This is a genomic window from Caldisericia bacterium (genome assembly GCA_030018355.1).
Lineage (GTDB): Bacteria > Caldisericota > Caldisericia > B22-G15 > B22-G15 > JAAYUH01.
Genome location: JASEFN010000002.1, coordinates 181683 through 201895, shown reverse-complemented (window position 1 = coordinate 201895; position 20213 = coordinate 181683). Strand labels below are relative to the sequence as shown.

22 protein-coding genes are annotated in these 20213 nt (G+C 26.8%); 10 read left to right on the top strand and 12 right to left on the bottom strand.

What is annotated here, in order from left to right; all coding sequences use genetic code 11:
- Positions 1–217 precede the first annotated feature (217 nt).
- From QMD25_02535 to QMD25_02510, 6 genes are all read left to right on the top strand, one after another.
- Positions 218–667, top strand: a complete 450-nt coding sequence (locus tag QMD25_02535) for a SoxR reducing system RseC family protein (protein MDI6860880.1) — start codon at positions 218–220, stop codon at positions 665–667.
- Positions 668–709: 42 nt separating this feature from the next.
- Positions 710–1534, top strand: coding sequence for a DUF4388 domain-containing protein (locus tag QMD25_02530; GenBank protein ID MDI6860879.1), 825 nt, complete (start codon positions 710–712; stop codon positions 1532–1534).
- Positions 1535–2245, top strand: a complete 711-nt coding sequence (locus QMD25_02525) for a hypothetical protein (GenBank protein ID MDI6860878.1) — start codon at positions 1535–1537, stop codon at positions 2243–2245.
- Positions 2224–4461 (top strand): DEAD/DEAH box helicase, encoded by a 2238-nt coding sequence (locus QMD25_02520; protein ID MDI6860877.1) that lies wholly within the window; start codon positions 2224–2226, stop codon positions 4459–4461. The genes QMD25_02525 and QMD25_02520 overlap by 22 nt, the downstream gene beginning before the upstream one ends.
- 87 nt (positions 4462–4548) lie before the next feature.
- Complete coding sequence (locus QMD25_02515; GenBank protein MDI6860876.1) at positions 4549–5949, top strand: MATE family efflux transporter; 1401 nt, start codon at positions 4549–4551, stop codon at positions 5947–5949.
- 6 nt (positions 5950–5955) lie between these two features.
- Positions 5956–6879 (top strand): hypothetical protein, encoded by a 924-nt coding sequence (locus QMD25_02510; protein ID MDI6860875.1) that lies wholly within the window; start codon positions 5956–5958, stop codon positions 6877–6879.
- Positions 6880–6882: 3 nt separating this feature from the next.
- Here the strand turns inward: QMD25_02510 and QMD25_02505 are convergent, their stop codons facing one another.
- Genes QMD25_02505 through QMD25_02485 form a run of 5 tightly spaced genes read right to left on the bottom strand, consistent with a single transcriptional unit; the run spans position 6883 to position 11049 of the window.
- Positions 6883–7332 carry a nucleoside deaminase gene (locus QMD25_02505; GenBank protein MDI6860874.1) on the bottom strand — a complete coding sequence of 150 codons (450 nt, stop codon included), beginning with the start codon at positions 7330–7332 and terminating at the stop codon, positions 6883–6885.
- A 29-nt stretch (positions 7333–7361) separates the two neighbouring features.
- Entirely contained in the window at positions 7362–8516 is a 1155-nt protein-coding gene (locus QMD25_02500) for an alanine--glyoxylate aminotransferase family protein (GenBank protein ID MDI6860873.1), read from the bottom strand.
- On the bottom strand, positions 8506–9366 hold the full coding sequence (locus QMD25_02495; GenBank protein MDI6860872.1) for a hypothetical protein: 861 nt from the start codon (positions 9364–9366) through the stop codon (positions 8506–8508). Before QMD25_02495 ends, QMD25_02500 begins: the two co-directional genes overlap by 11 nt.
- Positions 9367–9369: 3 nt before the next feature.
- Entirely contained in the window at positions 9370–10599 is a 1230-nt protein-coding gene (locus tag QMD25_02490; GenBank protein MDI6860871.1) for a 2,3-bisphosphoglycerate-independent phosphoglycerate mutase, read from the bottom strand.
- A 24-nt stretch (positions 10600–10623) separates the two neighbouring features.
- Positions 10624–11049 carry a DUF3887 domain-containing protein gene (locus QMD25_02485; GenBank protein ID MDI6860870.1) on the bottom strand — a complete coding sequence of 142 codons (426 nt, stop codon included), beginning with the start codon at positions 11047–11049 and terminating at the stop codon, positions 10624–10626.
- A gap of 72 nt (positions 11050–11121) precedes the next feature.
- Here QMD25_02485 and QMD25_02480 point away from each other — a divergent pair, with 72 nt between their 5' ends.
- The gene (locus QMD25_02480; protein MDI6860869.1) at positions 11122–12492 is read left to right on the top strand and encodes a 4Fe-4S binding protein; all 1371 of its coding nucleotides are present in this window, start codon (positions 11122–11124) and stop codon (positions 12490–12492) included.
- 1 nt (position 12493) lies between these two features.
- Here the strand turns inward: QMD25_02480 and mnmE are convergent, their stop codons facing one another.
- From mnmE to QMD25_02445, 7 genes are read right to left on the bottom strand one after another with little or no spacing between them, the layout of a single operon-like run.
- The gene (gene mnmE / locus QMD25_02475; protein ID MDI6860868.1) at positions 12494–13840 is read right to left on the bottom strand and encodes a tRNA uridine-5-carboxymethylaminomethyl(34) synthesis GTPase MnmE; all 1347 of its coding nucleotides are present in this window, start codon (positions 13838–13840) and stop codon (positions 12494–12496) included.
- Positions 13830–14336: a R3H domain-containing nucleic acid-binding protein gene (locus QMD25_02470; GenBank protein MDI6860867.1), complete on the bottom strand. Its 507-nt coding sequence runs from the start codon at positions 14334–14336 to the stop codon at positions 13830–13832. The genes mnmE and QMD25_02470 overlap by 11 nt, the downstream gene beginning before the upstream one ends.
- The gene (yidC, locus tag QMD25_02465; protein MDI6860866.1) at positions 14336–15709 is read right to left on the bottom strand and encodes a membrane protein insertase YidC; all 1374 of its coding nucleotides are present in this window, start codon (positions 15707–15709) and stop codon (positions 14336–14338) included. The genes QMD25_02470 and yidC overlap by 1 nt, the downstream gene beginning before the upstream one ends.
- Before the next feature lie 10 nt (positions 15710–15719).
- The gene (gene yidD / locus QMD25_02460; GenBank protein MDI6860865.1) at positions 15720–15929 is read right to left on the bottom strand and encodes a membrane protein insertion efficiency factor YidD; all 210 of its coding nucleotides are present in this window, start codon (positions 15927–15929) and stop codon (positions 15720–15722) included.
- A complete protein-coding gene (locus tag QMD25_02455) occupies positions 15901–16242 on the bottom strand; it encodes a ribonuclease P protein component (protein MDI6860864.1) in 342 nt (113 codons plus the stop codon). Before QMD25_02455 ends, yidD begins: the two co-directional genes overlap by 29 nt.
- On the bottom strand, positions 16242–16379 hold the full coding sequence (gene rpmH / locus QMD25_02450; GenBank protein ID MDI6860863.1) for a 50S ribosomal protein L34: 138 nt from the start codon (positions 16377–16379) through the stop codon (positions 16242–16244). Before rpmH ends, QMD25_02455 begins: the two co-directional genes overlap by 1 nt.
- Before the next feature lie 19 nt (positions 16380–16398).
- Positions 16399–17079, bottom strand: a complete 681-nt coding sequence (locus QMD25_02445; protein MDI6860862.1) for a thioredoxin family protein — start codon at positions 17077–17079, stop codon at positions 16399–16401.
- Between the two features lie 84 nt (positions 17080–17163).
- Between QMD25_02445 and cutA the strand changes: the two genes are divergently transcribed.
- From cutA to QMD25_02430, 3 genes are all read left to right on the top strand, one after another.
- Positions 17164–17502, top strand: coding sequence for a divalent-cation tolerance protein CutA (cutA, locus tag QMD25_02440; protein ID MDI6860861.1), 339 nt, complete (start codon positions 17164–17166; stop codon positions 17500–17502).
- Entirely contained in the window at positions 17495–18736 is a 1242-nt protein-coding gene (locus QMD25_02435; protein ID MDI6860860.1) for a M48 family metallopeptidase, read from the top strand. The genes cutA and QMD25_02435 overlap by 8 nt, the downstream gene beginning before the upstream one ends.
- Positions 18737–19164: 428 nt before the next feature.
- Complete coding sequence (locus tag QMD25_02430; GenBank protein ID MDI6860859.1) at positions 19165–20211, top strand: N-acetylornithine carbamoyltransferase; 1047 nt, start codon at positions 19165–19167, stop codon at positions 20209–20211.
- Positions 20212–20213: the final 2 nt, after the last annotated feature.

The window sequence follows — 20213 nt, the reverse complement described above, 5'->3', positions numbered from 1 at the left end:
ATAATATTTAAGTTATTTGAATAAAATGAAAAAATTTGATATTATTTAATTGACCCTCGGGCTATCGTGTTGAAAAGGATGGGTTGGGCCAACACAGAAAAAAATGGGATTCAATACTTTATAACTTCTTCCGGGATGGAGAGTTATAAATGAGAATCCCACCTGCGTGGATGCAGGTTCAATCCTATCCTTACTCACGTAGCCTGGGGGAGGTATTATGAAAGAGATTGGAAGAGTTATTGGAACAAAAGAGAAGTTTTCTTTAGTTGAAGTTGGTGGATCATATTGCGAAAGTTGTTTAAGTAAAGAGAAGTGTTTTTTTCATAGAGAAAGAGAGAAAATTGTTGAAGCAGAAAATTTAGTTAATGCAAAAATAGGGGATCTTGTTCTTTTAAACATACCATCAAAAAAGTATATTTTTTTAACTTTTATTATTTATTTAATTCCAATTCTCTCAATGTTTATTGGTGCTTTATTTGGTGAATATATTTTTGGTAAAATATATTTTAAAGGAGAAAACATATCTTCAATTATTTTTGGCTTTCTTTTTTTAATTTTATCAATTTTATTAATAAGACTAACTAATAAATTCCTTTTTTTAAGACCTAAAATAGAGGAAATAGTTGATGAAAATTTTTTAAAAAATTTTGATAATAAAATTGCTTGATTTAAAATTGAAAATTGATATATTAAATTCAAGGAGAAAAGCATGGGAATAGAGGGCAACATTAAAGATTTTCCTTTAATTGATGTATTAAATCTTCTCTCCTTTGGAGCAAAAACAGGAGTTCTTTTAATTTCTGGCAAGAAAAATGATGAGTCATTAACTGGGGAAATATATTTTCAAGGAGGGAAAATTGTTGATGCTGTTTGTGGAAAAAAGAGAGGAGAGGAGGCTTTTTATTCTATATTTTTGATGAATGAAGGTAATTTTACTTTCAAAACCCAAAATATAAATATAACTCCAAAAATTGATAAAAGTTTTGATAATCTTTTACTTGAAGCAATTAGAAAGGCAGATGAAATAAAAGTTTTATACTCAAAAATACCAGACCTTAACACTCTTCTTGAGACAAACCCAAATGTAGAAGCAAGTGAAATCCGGTTATCAGCAGATGAGTGGCAAGTTTTAAATCTATTTAAAGAAAAGAAAAGTATAAAAGATGCTCTTAAACTTTCTCCTTTTTCTGAATTTGAAACTCTTAAATCAATTTATCTACTGCTATCATTTAACCTTTTAACAAAAGCAGAGGAAGTGGAAATTGATTTATCAAAAATTATTCCAAAAAGAGTAATCTCTCCTGTAAAAGATGCTTTATCAATTTTAGGTCTTTCTCAACCAAAAACAACTTGTGATAAAGTTCTGTTTAAAGTTGATGGAGTTAAAAGTTTGCAAGATATTGCAAATGAATTAAAGATCTCACAAAAAGAGATATTAAATTGTTTTATAAAACTTCTCAAGGAAACAAAAATTATTGCAAATATTTCTCTTGAAAGAATAAAATCAATTGAAAGATTAACAAAGGAGGAGTGAATGAATTATCAAAACTTTTTGTATCCAGCAATTCTTGCTTTAATATTTCAATTTTTAATTTTGGTTTCTTTAAAAATTAGAAGAGGCATATCTTTGGCCTTCTTTTATCTTTTAATAGGTGGAGTTTTGTCAATAATTCAATTTGTTAGTTTTCCAGGTTATCTTGCTTTATTAAGAGGCTTAAGTATTCAAGGAATCCCACTTATTCCAGTATATTTTATTTCAATTGTTATAACAACAATATTTATAATTTTTGAAATGTTTGATATTGAAATAAGTAGAAATTATACTATCTCTTTAATCTTTGGAAGAATCCTTGTTATTCTATTATTCTTTTCAATTGTATTTATTGAATATTTACTATCATTTATGGGTACAGAAAAATTTCAATTAAAAAATGTTTTTGATTATGTATACCTTATTACAGGAAGACCTGTTCAAATATTAACAACTCTTGCTTTTTTTGTTGGTGCAATTTTTGTTGCATTCCTTGTTTATGCTCTATTGAGAGCAATAAAATTTCCAACTCTCTTTGCTTCAATTATTTCTATTTTTGTAGGCGGAATAGTTAATTTAATGAGTGTAAGTTTTCCACTTTTCTTTGTGGTTCCACAAATGTTTTTTGGTGTTTATTATCACCTTGCATTTGTTAGTGTTTTATTGTCACTATTTACATATATTCTTTGGGGTTGGGTGAAAGGAAAAGAGTAATTAAAGACCCATTAATTGAAAAATTAATAGAATCGAAAAATTATAAAAACAATATAAGAAATATTATTGAATTAGAAGAAATACAGCCAAGATTAATCTCATTAGATTTTTTAAATGATTTAATTCAAGAAAAATTAAAAAAACTTGGAATAACTCATTTTTATGAATATCAAAAAGAGGTTTATGAATCAATAAAAAATAGAGAAAATTTAGCAATAATTTCACCCACTGCATCAGGAAAAACATTATCTTTTCACATTCCAATTTATGAATTTATAAAAAGTGGTGAAAGAGCAATTTATGTTTATCCAACAAAAGCATTAACAAGAGATCAAGAGAGACAAATTTTAAATTTGACCAACGATATCAACATAGGTGTTTATGATGGGGATACAGATCTTTTATCAAGAAAAAAAATTAGAGAAAGTGCACAAATTTTATTTACAAATCCTGAAATGATTCATTATTCAATTTTACCATATCACACAAATTGGAGTAGATTTATAAGTAGACTTTCATATGTTGTTTTTGATGAAGCACATATCTATAATGGTGTTTTTGGTTCAAATGTTGCATCTTTAATCAGAAGAATGAAAAGGGTTTTTAATTTTTACGAAAGAGATGTTAAATTTGTTTTTTCATCTGCAACTGTTGGAAATCCTCATGAATTTTTTGAAAATCTTTTTGGAGAGAAAATTAAAATTGTTAGAGGCGATGGCACTCCAAGAAAAAAGAAGAGGTTTGTTTTTATTAAAACTCCAGACGAAAGATCAATTTTGGTTGAAGCAATGTGGATAACAGAACTATTAATAAATTCAGATTACAGAGGTATTGCTTTTATGAGAAGTAGAAAAGGTGTAGAACTTCTTTATAGATATTTAAAAGAGAGATTAGACGAGACCCTTTTAAAAAAAGTTTTACCATATAGAGCAGGATATTCAAAAGAGAGAAGAAGGGAAATTGAAAGAAAACTTCTTCATGGTGAAATAAATTTTGTTATCTCGACAAATGCGCTTGAACTTGGAATTGATATTGGAGAACTTGATGTAGTTTTAATTGTGGGATACCCTGGAACAATTTCATCTTTTCTTCAAGAAAGTGGAAGAGCAGGAAGAAAAAGAGAAGGTTACACAATTTTTATCGCAGACAAAGATCCATTAAATGAATATGTTGTAAATCATCCAGAAGAAATTTTTGAAAAAGGAAGCGAAAATTTAATAATTGATCCAACAAATCCAAATTTGTTGAAAAAACATATTTTATGTGCATCATATGAAATACCAATTCAAAAAAAAGAGGAGTTTTTTATAAAAGAGATTTGTGAAATTTTAAAAAAGGAAGAAAAATTAAAAGAGATTGATGGAAGATTTATTCCAAATGTCATAAATTTTCCACATAAAAATATAACACTTAGAAGTTTTGAAGAAGATGAGTTTATTTTATATGATGAAAATGGAAAAGAACTTGAAAGAATTGATGAAAGAAGAGCCTATACTGAAGCACATCCTGGTGCAGTTTACTATTTTGAAGGTGAATCTTATGTTGTTAGAGAAGTTGATATAAGAAATAAAGAAATTTTTCTTGATAAAAAGGAGGTTGATTACTATACACAATCTCTTGAATTAGTATCAACAAAAATAATTAAAACAATCGAAAATAAAAAAGAGAGAGAAATTCAAATTTTTTATGGAGATCTTGAAGTAACTTCACTTATTTATGGATACCAAAAAAGAAAACACTTTACGAATGATTTAATTGGAGAGTATTCACTTGATTTACCAAAAATGGTTTTTGAAACAAAAGGACTTTGGTTTACAATAAATGAAGAAATAAAAAGAGAAATAATAAAAGATGGTTTAGATTTTAATGGATCAATTCATGCATTAGAGCACCTTTTAATTGGAGTTTTTCCTTTAATTGCAATATGTGATAGAAGAGACCTTGGAGGTCTTTCACATCCAATTCATTCTGATACAGATAAACCAACAATATTTATCTATGATGCTTATCCTGGAGGAATTGGATTTTCAAAAAAGGGTTTTGATTATATAGAAAAACTTTTAACATATGGCTATGATGTAATTAAAAATTGTAAATGTGAAGACGGTTGTCCTTCTTGTATTTATTCTCCAAAATGTGGAAATAAAAATAAACCCTTAGATAAAAAGGGTGCAATTTTAATATTAGAGAAAATTCTCTTTTTTAAAAATATTTAATCCAAATTTAACTTTTAATAATAAAGAAGGGTGTTTACTTTTTGACAATTTATGATAAATTATTATAGATTGTTGGAGGTATAGCCAATGAAAAAGGTAACACTTGATGAAATTCTAAACAAACCTCTTTTTCCTATTATGTGGAAACTTGGATGGCCAGTAATGATTTCATCGATTCTTGAAACAGTATACCACCTTGCTGATACCTTTTGGCTTGGTCATCTACCACAAGGAGAGAGTGGAAATGCTGTTGCAGGGTTGCAACTTGCTTTTCCAAGCATGTGGTTTTTAATATCCTTTGCATCTGGTTTTGCAATGGCTGGAGTTGCTCTTGTATCTCAATATACTGGTGCGAGAGAAAATGAAAAAGCAAATATTGCGGCCTCACAAGTTGTCACTTTAACATTAATTTTTGGTACATTCCTTGGAATTTTAGGTTTCTTTTTTATTCCTTATTTAATAAATTTATTGACAAATGCAAAAGAGATTACATCAGTTGCAAATACATACCTTAAAGTTATTTTTTTAGGTTTTCCATTTATGTTTTTAAATGGAATTTTTAGAGCAGTTTTAGTATCTTATGGAGACACATTAACACCAATGTATGTTACCACCTTTACAAATATTTTAAACATATTTTTAGACCCAGTTTTGATTTTTGGATTGGGCCCATTTCCAAAAATGGGAATAGTTGGTGCTGCTATTGCAACAATATTCTCTATGTTTATCTCTTCAATTATTGCACTCTATTTTTTAATGAGTGGAAAAAGGGGTATACATGTAAAAAAAGAGTACCTGAAACCTGATTTTTATTGGATAAAAAAGATTTTTAAAATTGGGATTCCTGCTGCAATTGGTCAAAGTGCTGAAGCATTTGGTTTTGTAGTTTTGACTGGAATTATTGGAAGATTACACAACGCAAGAGTAGCAATTGCTGCATACGGAATAGGAGATAGACTGCTTTCTTTCTCATTTATTGCAATTGATGGACTTGCAACTGGTCTCACGACAATTATAGGACAATCTCTTGGTGCAGATAGAATTGATAGAGCATCTTTTGCAGCAAAAAAGGGTATGTTTTTTATGTTTATAGTTTTGTGCATTGAAACTTTTATTCTTGTCTTATTTAGAAAAGAACTTGTTATGTTATTTATTCCGAAAGAAATTGAAATTATAGAAGAGGGTGGAAGATTTATGCTTTATTTTGCACCAGCAATCCCATTATTTGGAGTGATAAGAGGTATTATGTCAGCATTTCAAGCATCAGGACACAATGCACCAAATATGTTTATTTCATTCTTAAGATTATGGGGATTAAGAGTTCCGTTGAGTTATATTTTTGGCTTCACATTAAGATTGAACTCCACTGGTGTTTGGATAGGAATGACTATCAGCAATTTTATAACTGCCTTAGTTGCAACATTTCTATTTTTAAAGGGTGGTTGGAAAAAGAAAGTAATTGAAGAGAAAGTAGAGGTATTAGTTTAGAAATATATGAAAAAGATAATTAGTATAATTGAAAACTATAGTTCTTATTTTCTAATTTTTGTTGTAATTCTTGGAATTATCTTTCCATATTTTGGATTTTTATCTAAGTATATCACCTATTTCTTAATGATAATTCTATTAATAACATTTTTAAAAGTTGATTTTAATTGTATAAAAATTTATATTAAAAAGCCTGTGCTTGTTTTTTATATTCTTTTAATAAATTCAATCATTACACCAATTATAGTTTTTTTAATTTTTAGATCATTTACTTCAGACTACTATTTTTTAAGTGCAATTATGCTTCTTGCTTTAGTTCCAACAGGAGTTGCAGCATCTGCTATGACAGATCTCTCAAACGGAAATACTCTTTTATCAGTTTTGATAACAATATTAACCCATATTATTGCACCAGTTTTAATACCAATTTTCTTTTTTATTTTATTTAGAAGAGTAATAAAGTTAGATTATTATCAAGTCTTTTTAACAATCTCAAAATTAATTTTTATCCCTCTTATTTTATCTTTTCCAATTAAAAAATATTTAAAATCTATTTCAAATTTTGTTGGAAAAAATAGCAAAATTTTAACTTTAATTTTTGTTACTCTTCTTTCACTTGGAATAATTTCCATTACTGCACATTATATAAGACAAAACCCTTTATCTGTAATTAAATATATATTAATTCTTTATTTTGAATTTCTTTTATTTCAAATTATTAATTTCTTTGCTCCTTTCTTTTTGAAAATAGAAGATAGAATAGCAATATCTAATTCAAAAACTTTTAATAATATTGCAATAGCAACGGTTCTTTCTCTTCAATTTCTTGATTCAAAAAGTAGTTTAATTGTAATTTTAGGTCAAATACCTTGGCCTACGATGCTTATTCCTTTAAGTATTATTTTAAATCTAACAAAAAAGATAAAGTAATCTTTATAATTCTCCTATATCTTCATACCAAAGTTTAGGGTTCTCTTTGATGAATTTTTCCATGAGTTCTTTACATTCTGGAAGATCCAAATCTATAACTTCGACTCCATGTGATTCAAGAAATTCTTTTGCTCCTGAAAAAGTTTTTGATTCACCAACAATTACTTTTTTAATTCCAAATTGAACTATAGCTCCAGAACAGAGATAACATGGCATGAGAGTGGAATATAAAATTGTATCTTTATAACTTCCAATTCTACCAGCATTTCTTATTGCAACTATTTCAGCATGTGCAAGTGGATCTCCATCTTGAACTCTTCTATTGTGTCCTCTACCTAAAACTTTTCCATCTTTTCTAACTAAAACTGACCCAATAGGAATTCCACCTTCTTCTAACCCCTTTTTTGCCTCTTCAATTGCCATTTTCATAAATTCATCAAAATACTCTTTCATGGCTTTATAATATCATAATTTTTTAAATTTTAAATATCAAACTCTCTTCTCAATTCAAGAAATTTCTTTGTTGCTTCACCAAAATTAAAGTTGTGTCCTAAATCTTTTAAAGCGCACTCTATTCCAGCAACAGTAACTAATAGATCATTTGAGTTAATAAAGCCCATATGACCTATTCTAAAACCTTTGCCTTTAAAGTCTCCAAACATTCCTGCAAGTTCAATATTGTATCTTTCTCTAACTATTTTTACAAAATCATCTCCTGAAATATTTTCTGGAAGCAAAATTGCAGTTACACAAGGTGATGAATCATCATAGGAAGCAAGAAAAGATAAATTAGTCAATTTAAGTGACTCTCTTAAAAGATATTTAAAATTTTCGTGTCTTTTATAAACATTTTGAAGCCCCTCTTCAAAAAGAAGATTAAGTGCTTCTCTTAAGCCAAAAAGAACAGAAACTGGAAAAGTTGTAAATGGTTGACCTAAATCATGTCTCTTTTTTAGTTCTTTTACACTAAAATAATATGAATCTGTATTGTTTTTTAACGCAAACTCAAGCGCTTTATTATTTAGTGCAACAATACCAATGCCTGGTGGTGACATAAGACCTTTTTGAGAAGCAGCAACAACAACATCAATATTCCAATCTTTCATATTTATTTCTGAAATTCCTATTGAACTAACAGCATCAACAACAATTAAGACATCTCTTATTTCTTTAACTTTTTTTGAAATATTTTTAATATCATTAATTATTCCAGTTGAGGTTTCGTTATGAGTTATAAAAATAGTTTTTATATCTTTTTCTTCTTGGAGAATTTTAATTATCTCATCAATTGATGCTCTTTTTCCCCAAGGAAATTTTAATCGAATAGGATTTCTTCCAAAAGAGAGACAAATTTCATAAAATCTTTGTCCGAAAAATCCTGTATCCACAACTAATACCTTATCTTCTCTTAAAGAAAAGTTTTGAACTGCAAGCTCCATTGCTCCGCTTCCTGAAGAACCAAACATATATAACTCTCCATCTGTATTTAATATTTTTTTCAATAGTTCAATTGATTCAAGAAAGATCTTTTTAAATTTTGGACCTCTATGATTTATCATAGGATTCGTCATAGCAGCAATAACTCTTGGTGGAAGTGGAGTTGGTCCAGGAATCATCAAAAACTCTTTATCTAACATCTTCAGCCTCCTTTAAAAAAATTACTAAATAATATTTTATCTCTTCATCTTTTAATTTAACAATAGAATTAAAATCTAAAAATTTTTCAAGAAATTTTATAAAATTATATCCTAAAAAGTAGCCTGTCATTCTTACTCCTTTTATATCAAACCAATCACCAAAAAAATCATATGTTTTTAAATTTTTTTCAATTCTATATAAAAATTCTTTTTTCAAAAAGTCAACATTTTTTTGACACCAATTTAAATCACCTTCATTAAAAGGATACCAAATATTTTCATTTACTAATTTCTCTCCGAACCATTGAGCGAATCCTTCGGTATAAAGTAAAAAATGTGATTCTTCATTTTCTTCAAAATTTTCGATATCTCCTCTTAAATTCATATGTATAATATGAGAAATTTCATGAGAAAGAAGACCAAGTGTTTTGTTTAAAGTCGTCCATTTTAATTCTTTAATTTTCAATAAATCGAATATTATAACAAAATTCATATCAAAAAAGGTTGCCCAACCAGCATAAATATTAAAACCTAAATAAATAAAAATTTTAATATCTTTATCAAAATCAATAAATTTTTTAATTTTATTCTCTACTATTTTAGTTGAATTAATAAAATTTTTTGAAATCTCATAAAAATTTTTTAAATTTTTTATTAAATCTAACTCATTTAAATTGAACAACTCTTTAATATTAATATTTTGTTTTTTTAAATCTTCAATAATTTTTTTATAAAATTTATCGTATCTTTTACCATAAAATTCATCCCAAATAATATACCCATTCTTTTTGCAACAATTCTCAAGATAGTAATTTATAAAATCATTAGTTGTATCAATTATTTTAATCAAAATTTATGCACCAAATTTTTTTAATCTTCTTGAATGTGCCAAAAGAAGAGGCATTAAATCTTCGCCTTTTATTATTCCAACTTCTCCTCTTAAACATTCTCTTTCTGTAAATCTATTAGAAAAACCCTTAAAAACAAATGGTGATTTTATTAAAACTGGAACTGGATGAAAAGAGTGAGACTTCATTGGAGTTGGAGTTGAGTGATCACCAGTAATACATATAGTATCGAAATTTAAAGACAAAATTTCTGGTAAAAAAGTATCAAATTCTTCAATTATTTTAGTTTTATTTACAAAATCTCCATCTTCACCAAATGAATCTGTTTTTTTAATATGAAAATAGATAAAATCATAATTTTTATAATTTTCTTTTAATACTTCAATCTCATTTTTAATAGAATATCCATTAATATCAACTACTTCCATTCCAAGAAGTTTTGTTAATCCCTTATACATTGGATATGTTGCAATTGAGAGCGCTTTTAATTTATAAATTTCATTAAATTTTGGTATTTGAGGTGGAGTTGAATAACCTCTCAAAAGAAGGTAATTTCCTTTTTCATCTTTTAAAATTTCCTTTACTTTTTTCAAAAACTCCTTTAAAATTTCTGATGTTTTTTGTGATTTTTCATTAAGTGGTTCAGGAGAAATAACTTCTTTTCCCTCCTTTTGAGGATCAGTTTCTAAAAGAAGACACATATCTTCATTTACTTTTTCTGGAAATCTTAAAACTACTGCTGATCTATATTCCATTCCAGGTTTCATAAAAATTTTCACACCATTTATTTCACTTATATTTTGTGTTATTTTATCTGTTAATTTTTTATTTTCCTCAGTGGATAATCTTCCTGCTCTTCGATCAACAACAATAAGTTTTCCATTTTTCTCCTCTATTCTTGCATAATTTGCTCTAATACAAATATCATTTTCAGTAATCTCAAGACCAACTCCAAGTGCCTCAAGAATTCCCCTTCCAATTTCATATTTAAGTGGGTCATATCCAAAAATTGACAAATGTGCAGGTCCACTTCCAGGTGTTATACCTGGAAGAACAGGTATATGCATCCCCAATGCACTCTCTCTGGCTAATATATCAAGATTTGGTGTATTTGCTGCCTCAAGAGGTGTTTTATTTTCAACACTTGGAATATCACCAAGACCATCAAAGACAACAAGTAAAATTTTCGTATTATTCTCTTCAACGAGTTCTTTTAAAAGTTGTAACCTTTCCATATATCCTCCTAATTGTTTAAACTTTTATTTTCTTAATTTTGGTGAGTCAAACCACTCACCACTTACTTTCATTTCACCATTAATTTCCTCAAAAACAATCCTTATAATAACATCACTTGTTTCATTTGTAAATTTTGCTTTATATGTTACAATAATATAATTTTTTTGTTTTATAGCAGCATATAATTCCTTGGATCCTACGATATATTTACCGATTTTTCCCTCAATTAAATTTATACTCTCTAAAAATTTCTCTTTAGTCACAACTCTCTTCATCTCATCACTAAAATCTTTTGAATATCTTTCATAATCTTTTTCATTTCTACTAATAAGTAAATTTTCTACTATTGGATCAGCAAATTCTCTAACTTTATTAACATCAATTTTTGTTATACAGGATGTTAATAAAAATAAAATTAAAAATAAGATTAAAAAAGTTTTTATTTTCATAAAAACCTCCTTGTATATATTTTAATATTTTCTTAACAATTTTTATTTACTCTATTAAATATGAAAAATTTAATGTTTATAATTTTTACACTATTGATTTTAATTATAATATTTGCATTTATTAAGGACACTTTTGCATGTGAGTTATCTATTATAGTCGATAAAAATGAAGTGGTTGTTGGAGAAGAAATAAATGTAGTAATTGAAAGAGTTAAAACTCATAAAACTTGTGTATTACCAATTGAAGAAACAGAAATTCAGATTATAAATGGAGAGATTGTTAAGGAAAGCGAATGGGTAAAAGGAGTAAAAGATACAAAAGAGATTGTAGTTAAATTTAATGATCCTGGAATAGGAGTTATAAAAGTTATAAGAGATTGCCCAAAAGGTGGTCTTATTGTTGAAACAAAAGAATTTAAAGTTGTTGCAAATACTACAATTGAAAACTTGCAAAATATGCAAGAAAATAATAATATATCAGATAATAATAGTGACATTATAAATAATAATACAGAATTTAATAACCCAACAGAATCAAATTCTGTTAATGAAAATGATACAACCAACTCAGAACCTATCAATAAGGAGAATAATAATTTAATAGAAATTAATGATGAAAAAGTAAACAGTGAAACAATTTCTGATATTAAAAATGATGAAAGTGAAATTTCAAAAGAACTTGAAAAATATATTTTTAATCCTCAAACACTTCTTTATATTATTTTAATTATTCTTTCATTAATTTTTATATCACTTAAAAATTATAAATTAAGATTATTTACTCTTCTTTTTTCCCTTATAATACTTGGTTTTTATTATGGAGGATGTTTATGTCCAATAAGTTATATAGGAAAACTATTTAGTGTTCAATTCATTTCAATCTCATTTTACATTTTCCTTTTTCTTGTTATTTTTATTTCAATAATCACACTTTTTAAAGGAAGAGTTTTTTGTGGTTATGTTTGTCCTCATGGTGCTCTTCAAGAGTTTATTTATAAAATTAAATTTGATAAATTTAAAAAAATTGAGGGTTATTTTAAATATTTAAAATATTTTGTTTTTTTAACAGTTTTAATACTTTCTTATATCTATACAAAAAATTATTTTTGTGAAGTAGAGCCATTTAAAGTTTTATATAATTTTAGTGGTTCTGGATTTATTCTTATATTTGCAATAATATTTTTATTCTTATCAATTTTTATCTACAGACCATTTTGTAGATTTATATGCCCTTTTGGAGCATATCTTGGATTAGTTGCAAAATTTAGTGAGATTCTTCATTTAAGAAAAATCGATATAACCACTTTATGTATAACATGTAAAAAGTGCTCAAAAGAGTGTAATGCAAATAGTGTATATGAAAATAAAGGATCTTATAAAATAGATTCAAAAGAGTGTTTTGTTTGTGGAGATTGTTTAATTTCTTGCCCAAAAAATAAATAAATTATTTTCCTATACAGAATTTACTGAAAATTTCCTTAAGGGTGTCTTGATTAAACTCTTCACCGATTATCTCTTTTAGTTTTTTAATACTATCTTTAAGAAGAAAAGAGATTTCGTCAATTGTGGGTTTATTAAAAAGAATCTCATTTAAAAAGTTTTTTGCTTCAATAAATAGATTTTTTTCTCTTGAATTTATATAAAAAATCTCATTTAATTCTGGCCTGTTCTGGTAAATTTTTGTTATTTCTCTCTTTAATTTATCAATTCCATCTTTTGTTAAGCAAGATATTGAAAGAATGTCTTTTCCAATAATTTTTTCTAATTCCTCCTTTTCAAATGCTTTTGGAAGATCATTTTTATTTATTACAGGTATAAAATTTTTTTTCTTTACCTTTTCAATTGCATAAAAGTCATCTTCATTTAATTCTCTTGAACCATCAAACATTAAAATTATCAAATCAGATGTATCAAGAACTTTTTCACTTCTTTCTTGAGCAATTTTATCAAGCTCATTTTCAATTTCTCTTATAACTCCTGCTGTATCTATTATATCTATTGGAAGAGAATTTATATAAATTCTTTCTTTTATTATGTCTCTGGTTGTACCTGGAACTTCTGAAACAATTACTCTCTCTTCTTCCATAAAAATATTAAAGAGAGAGGATTTTCCAACATTTGCTTTTCCAAAAAGGGTTAACTTTATACCATCAACAAATGGTTTTGATAATTCGTGTTTTTCAAGAATTTTTTCTATAATCAAAACATTTCTTTTTACTTTATCAAACAACTCTACCTCACTCATCAACTCTACATCATCTGGAAATGAAATTGATGCCTCAATATTTAATACTATCTCATTGAGTTCCTCAATTATTTTTTTAATTTCTTCTGTTAACTTTCCAGAAAATTTATTCAGTGAGGATTTCAACTCAACTAAATCTTGTGAATAGACAATTCTATTTATTGATTCTGCTCTTACTAAATCTATCTTTCCATTTAAAAATGCTCTTTCAGTAAATTCTCCAGGTCTTGATAATCTTGCTCCATATTCTATTATAAGTTCAAGAATTCTCTCCATCAAAACTGGAGAAGATAAAATTTGAATTTCAACAACATCTTCTCCTGTATATGAATTGGGTGCTTTATAATATATAACAATAGCATCTCCAAGAAAAGAATTGTCTTTATCTTTTAAAAAAAGATGCTTTGCTAATCTAGGCTCAATGTGAGTTTCTTTTTGAATTAATTTTTTTAAAATATCTAATGCATTCTCCCCAGAGATTCTTATTACTCCAATTGCTCCATATCCTCTAGGGGTTGCAATGTTTACAATTGTATCACTTATCATTAAAAGTTGATTTTAAAGCAACAACTACTCTTCTATTTGGCTCTTTTCCTATTGAGTATGTATAAACATATTGATTGTTTGCAAGAGTTGTATGAATGATTTTTCTTGCCATTGCACTCATTGGTTGAAGAATCTGATCTTTTTTAGTTTTTCTTGCTTTAATTGCAGCCTCTATTGCAAGATTTCTTAAATAATCTATCTGTTTTTGCTTATAACCTGCTATATCAACAATAAAAAGTCTTTTATCATTAAAATTTCTATGAATGATTGAGTTAAGAAGATATTGAATTGTGGCTAAAACTTTTCCTTGCTTTCCTATAAATAAAGCCTGCTTTTCTTTTGGAAGTTGCAGTATGTTTACATATACCTCTTCATCCTTTTCTCTTATTTCAAAATCAACTTTTTCGCCAAATTTTTCAAAAAAGAAACCTAAAATTCCTTTAACTATTTTAGATACATCTTTTTCAGTAAGTTTAACATTAAAAATCTTCTCCATCATTTCTTTATTTGTTTTAATGCTCTCTGATATCTATTATTAATAACCATTTGTTCTATTGTTGAAAATATACTATAGAAAATCCAGTAGATTGAAATTGCACTTGGGAATGTTAAAGCCCAATAAGCAATTAAAATTGGAAACATTATCATAAATATTCTTGCATTAGGATCTTTTCCACTTGTTATCCATTGTTGAAGTAAAGTTGTAAGTGCTACAAGTAATGGAATAAGATATGTTGGATCAGGAGCGGCGAGATTATTAATCCACAAGAATTTTTGATCAAGTAATTTTACATAACCATTAAGTGAAGAGAATAGAATTAATAGAATTGGAAGTGGAAGAATTGACATAAGACACCCTGTCGTGGGGTTAATTCCATATTTTTTATAAAGCTTCATCTGTTCTTCTTGGGCTTTTCTTGGATCATCTTTATATTTTTTTTGAATTGCTTGAAGTTCAGGTGTTATCATTTGAGTTTTACTAAGATTTTTTATTTGTTGTATTGTGAATGGAAGAATTATTATTTTAATTAAAAGTGTTAAGAATATAATTGCAATTCCATAATTTGGAATGATTCCATAGAAAAAATCAAGAACTCTTCTAACAAAATAGACAAATGAATTACTAACAATATTAATTGTTGCATCTTCTTCTAAATGATACTCATTTCCACTTAAATCTTTGTAATTTACCAAAATAGGAATTTCAAAAGATTTTGGTACAACTTCTTTACTTGGTTTTAATCTTAATGTAAATGTTGCATTTTTTCCTGGTTTAAGTTCTTCAAGATATGTATTTTTCCCAGTAATATATTCACTAAAATATTCATTTTCTTTAATTCTTACATTTAGATCTCTTGCTTCTATATTTCCTGTATTCTTAATATTCACTGAAAGAGCAATTAATGTTTCATATGTTACTTTAACATTAGGTTTTGAAGAAAATTGAAGAAATCCGCCTTTCCCAATAATACTTAATGGAAAGTGAGATTTATAAATTTTCTTTAATCCACCCTCTTCAAACTCAACAGTTCCCAAAAACATATATTCTTCGAGTTTAATTTCATCTTTTATTTTAAGATTAAATGTTATTTTTTTCTCTTCATCTTTTTTAATTAAATCTAAGACCTTTTTCTTCTCAAGTAATTCAAAAGGACCAAAATCTGAAAAATTGGAAAGAGAATCAATTTCTATTGATAAATTTTTCTTCTCCTCTCCAAGATTTTTAATAACCAATTCAAAAGACAAAGTATCCCCAACATTTTTCTTTTCACTTGGTGTTGTTGTAATTTTTAAATTTAACTCATCAAAAGTTGCTCCAATAAATAAAATAAAAATCAATATTGTAAATAAAAGTAAATACTTCTTCATCTCTCCTCCTCTATGGTACAGGGTCTTCTCCTCCTGGAAAAAAAGGATTACATCTTAAGATCCTTTTTATTCCAAGAAAAAGACCTTTTAAAACTCCATACTTCTGGACTGCTTCAAATGTATATTGTGAACATGTTGGTGTATATCTACAAGATGGTGGAAAAATGGGTGAGATAAATTTTTGATAAAACTTAATTAAGGCAAGAACTAATTTTTTCATTGTTATATCTCCTCAAAAATTTTTCAAAATCATTCATAATCTCTTCTTTTCTTTTTTTTATAACAAATGGCGGAATTATTATTGCTACCCATATTTTATCAAAAAATTTTTGATAACTATAAAAAATCTCTCTTATAAACCTTCTTAATCTATTTCTTTCAACAGAACCTTTTGTTTTTATCGGTATAAAAGCCACCTTCAATTCGTTTTTTTTCTTTACTATAAAGGTAATATTTTTTTCTTTAAATTTTATACCTGTTTTCACGAGTTCATCAATCTCTTTTTTAGTAAGTCTTTTTGCAAGTTTACCCATTATCTGGGTGTTAATACTTTTCTCCCCTTCCTTCTTCTTCTTTTTATAACCCTTCTCCCACCTGGAGTACTCATTCTTTTTAGAAATCCATGAACTTTTCTTCTTTTTCCTTTATGAGGATGATATGTGGTTCTCATATTATGCCTCCTATTTAGTTTAAGATGTTGCTCTTAAAACTTCATCAACAAAATCATCTTCAGGTATTGCACCTTCAAATTCTATTTTATCATTAATAACAATTTTTGGTACAGCATAAACATTATATCTATCTGATAAATTTGGAAATTCTGTTGCTTCAACCATATCTGCAACTATATTTTCATTTAAAAATGCTATTTTATGAGCGGTTCTAACTGCTCTTGGACAATATGGACATGTTGGAGTAACAAAAACTTGAATATGAACTTTATCTTTTATATCTTCAATTTTCTTTTTATTATCCTCTTTAAGGCCAACATCTCCTTTTGAAGCATCAATAATATCTTCTATAAATGAAGTAAATTCATAACCTGCAGGAATTCCTACATACCTAACTAAACCTTTGTTTTTCCCTAAAATCACAATTGTTGGGATTCTTTCAACTTTATATTGATCAAATATATCTTTGTCTTTTCCAAGTTCATAAATTTCAAGTTTTAATTTATCGGAGAGTGATACAACATCTGTATAAATCTCTTCTGCTTCTTTACAATATCTACACTCTGTATCTTCTGTTTCATCTGGAGTCCAAAGACCAACTCCACTTTTTTTGAAAAATAGAATTCTTACTTCATCAATAAGTTCATTATCAAATCTCTCTTTAATTATTCTTTTGTCTTTCTCTTGAATAAGTCCCATATCTTATTCCTCCTTTAATAAATCTCAAATTAGTTTTTAAATTATATCATAATATTGATATAATTTTAATAAATGGAGGAGAAAATGGAAGATAAATTAATAATGGTAATTACAACTATTGATGATTTTGAAAAGGCTAAAAAAATTGCAAGATTTATTGTTGATCAAAAATTGGGTGCATGTGTTCAAATTGTTGGACCAATTCAAAGTATATATTATTGGAGAGACAAAATTGAAGATGCAAAGGAGTGGTTAATCTTTATAAAAACAAGAAAAAATTTATATGAGAAACTTGAAGAGTATTTAATAAAACTTCATCCATATACTGTTCCAGAAATTGTAGCATTTGATATTGAAAAAAGTTTCAAAAAATATTTTGATTGGGTTTTTGAAGTCACTGAAAAAAGAGAAGAGAATGATTAATATAATTTTTATTTTACTTTTTCTTATATCCAACCTCTGGGAACTTTTTTTAAATAATTTAAATTTAAAGCATGCAATACATAAAGGAAAAGAAATACCCGAAATTTTTAAAGACACTCTTCAAGAAGAAACTGTTGAAAAAAGTTTAAACTATCTTAAAGATAAAGTTAAATTATCGAATATTGAAACAATAACAAAAACAATTTTTGTAAGTTTTGGTTTAATTTATCTCTTTCCTTTATTTGAAAAGATCTCAATAAAAATCATTAATTATTTGGGGTTTAAAAATTACACATTTTATCAATCAATTATATTCTTTGTCTTTTTAGGTTTATTTATATTCTTTATAGATTTACCATTTGACATAATTTTTACATTTAAAATTGAGAAGAAATATGGTTTTTCAAACATTACAAAAAAATTGTATATCGTTGATAAAATAAAAATTATAATTTTATCATTAATAATAGGTCTACCACTAATTTATGGGTTAATAAATTTTATTTTAAATTATAAATTATTTTTTATTCCGCTCTCATTAATTATAATTGGTATAATATTCTTAATTAACATTATTTATCCATGGCTTATACTTCCTCTTTTTTACAAGTTTGAAAAGCTTGAAAATGATGATTTAAAAAATAAAATTTTTAATATTTTAGAAAAGGTAAAACTTAAATTTGAAAATATATATGTGATGAATGCCTCCTCAAGATCAACTCATACAAACGCATTTTTCTCAGGAATAGGAAAAACAAAGAAAATTGTTTTTTATGACACTCTTATAAAAAATCATTCTCAAGATGAAATTTTATCAATATTTGCTCATGAACTTGGTCATTATAAAAAGGGGCATATCTTTAAATCATTTATTCTTTCATCAATTTTTATAATAACTATTCTCTTTCTTTTTAATATTTTAATAAATACAAAGATTTCTGAAGTTTTTTATTCATGTAAAATTTGTATAGATTTAAAAATAATTTACACTGGCGTTTTTTTATCAAGTATTCTTTTTCCAATCGAATTTTTAATAAATTCAATATGTAGAAAATTTGAATTTGAATCAGATGAGTTTGCTGCAAAATTGACAGATAAAGATTCTATGATTCTGTCTCTAAAAAGGATCTTTAAAGATAATCTTTCAAATCTTTTTCCACACCCACTCTATTCAAAATTTAAATACACCCATCCCCCACCTATTGAGAGAATAGAACACTTAATGAAATTATGATTAAAATAATTTTGTTTTAAAGAGTAAGAATAAAAATTTTTAATTATACTGCAGAAAAAATAATAACTATTCATGTTTTATAAATGATTAAACTTTAGAAATGTATAATGCAACAATAGAGAGATCATCTATAATATAATTCCGATCTATAAAACTCATATCCGAAGGTTTAGTTGCATTAATAAACTAAAATTTAAAAAGTATTATTATAGTATATGAATCTTTTCTTATTTAAAAATTTTAATTGGAAATTTTAAAAGTGGTTCAATGTAATTTTGATTTAAAAAGTATTTATTTAAGTAATTATCAATGACCAATAAATTCTCTCCTCTATTTAAAATTGAGAGAGATAACATTTGAAATTTATTGACTTTATATTCATTAGAATTTAAAATTTAAATAAAATAATTTCTATCAGGAGGTTTTCTATGAAAACAGAGAGTTTCAGGGGAAGAGATTGGATTACTGACCTTGAGTATACAAAAGAAGAACTTGAAACAATTCTTGAAGTTGCTTGGGACTTAAAAAGAAAAAGAGCCACAGGTGAACCACACGAACTTTTAAAGGGGAAAACTCTTTTTATGATTTTTTATAATCAATCTTTAAGAACAAGAAATTCATTCGAAGCAGGAATGCATCAACTTGGTGGTCATGCTCATGATCTTAATCCAAAACAGATTTATACTCCTGCTCTTCCAGGAAGAGAAATTGCATATTCCACAGAGAGAGTTTCTGATGTTGCAAGAGTTTTATCAAGAATGGGTGAAGGAATTGCAATCCGTTGTTATGGAGAGCCAGTAGATTGGATCTATGGAGAAGCGAACAGAATGATTAGAGAGTTTGCATATTGGGCAGATATACCAGTAATTAATATGGAAGACGATATGTATCACCCATGCCAAGCAATGGCTGATATTATGACAATAATTGAAAAGAAAGGAAGAGATCTAAGAGGAAAGAAATTTGTAATGAGTTGGGCATATTCCCCATCTGTTGAAAAACCCCTTGCAGTTCCTCAAAGTGCAATAACAGTTGCTTCAAAATTTGGTTTAAATATTACTCTTGCACATCCAGAAGGATTAGAACTTGATCCAAATATAATTGATGCAGTAAAAGAAAATGTTAAAAAATATGGTGGAAGTTTTGAAATTGTAAATGATATGAAAGAAGCATTTAAAGATGCTGATATTGTTTATCCAAAATCATGGACAAGCAAACATTTCATTCCTCCAGAAGTTGATAAACCAATGTTAGAAAAAACTAAAGAACTTTTTGAGAAAAACAAACATTGGAAAACAACAAAAGAGATGATGAAATTAGCAAAAGAAGATGCAATTTATATGCATTGCCTTCCAGCAGATAGAGGTTTTGAAGTTGATGATGATGTTATTGATGGACCACAATCTGTTGTTTTTGATGAAGCAGAGAATAGATTACATGTTCAAAAAGCAATTATGGTTCTTCTTATGAGGTAAAT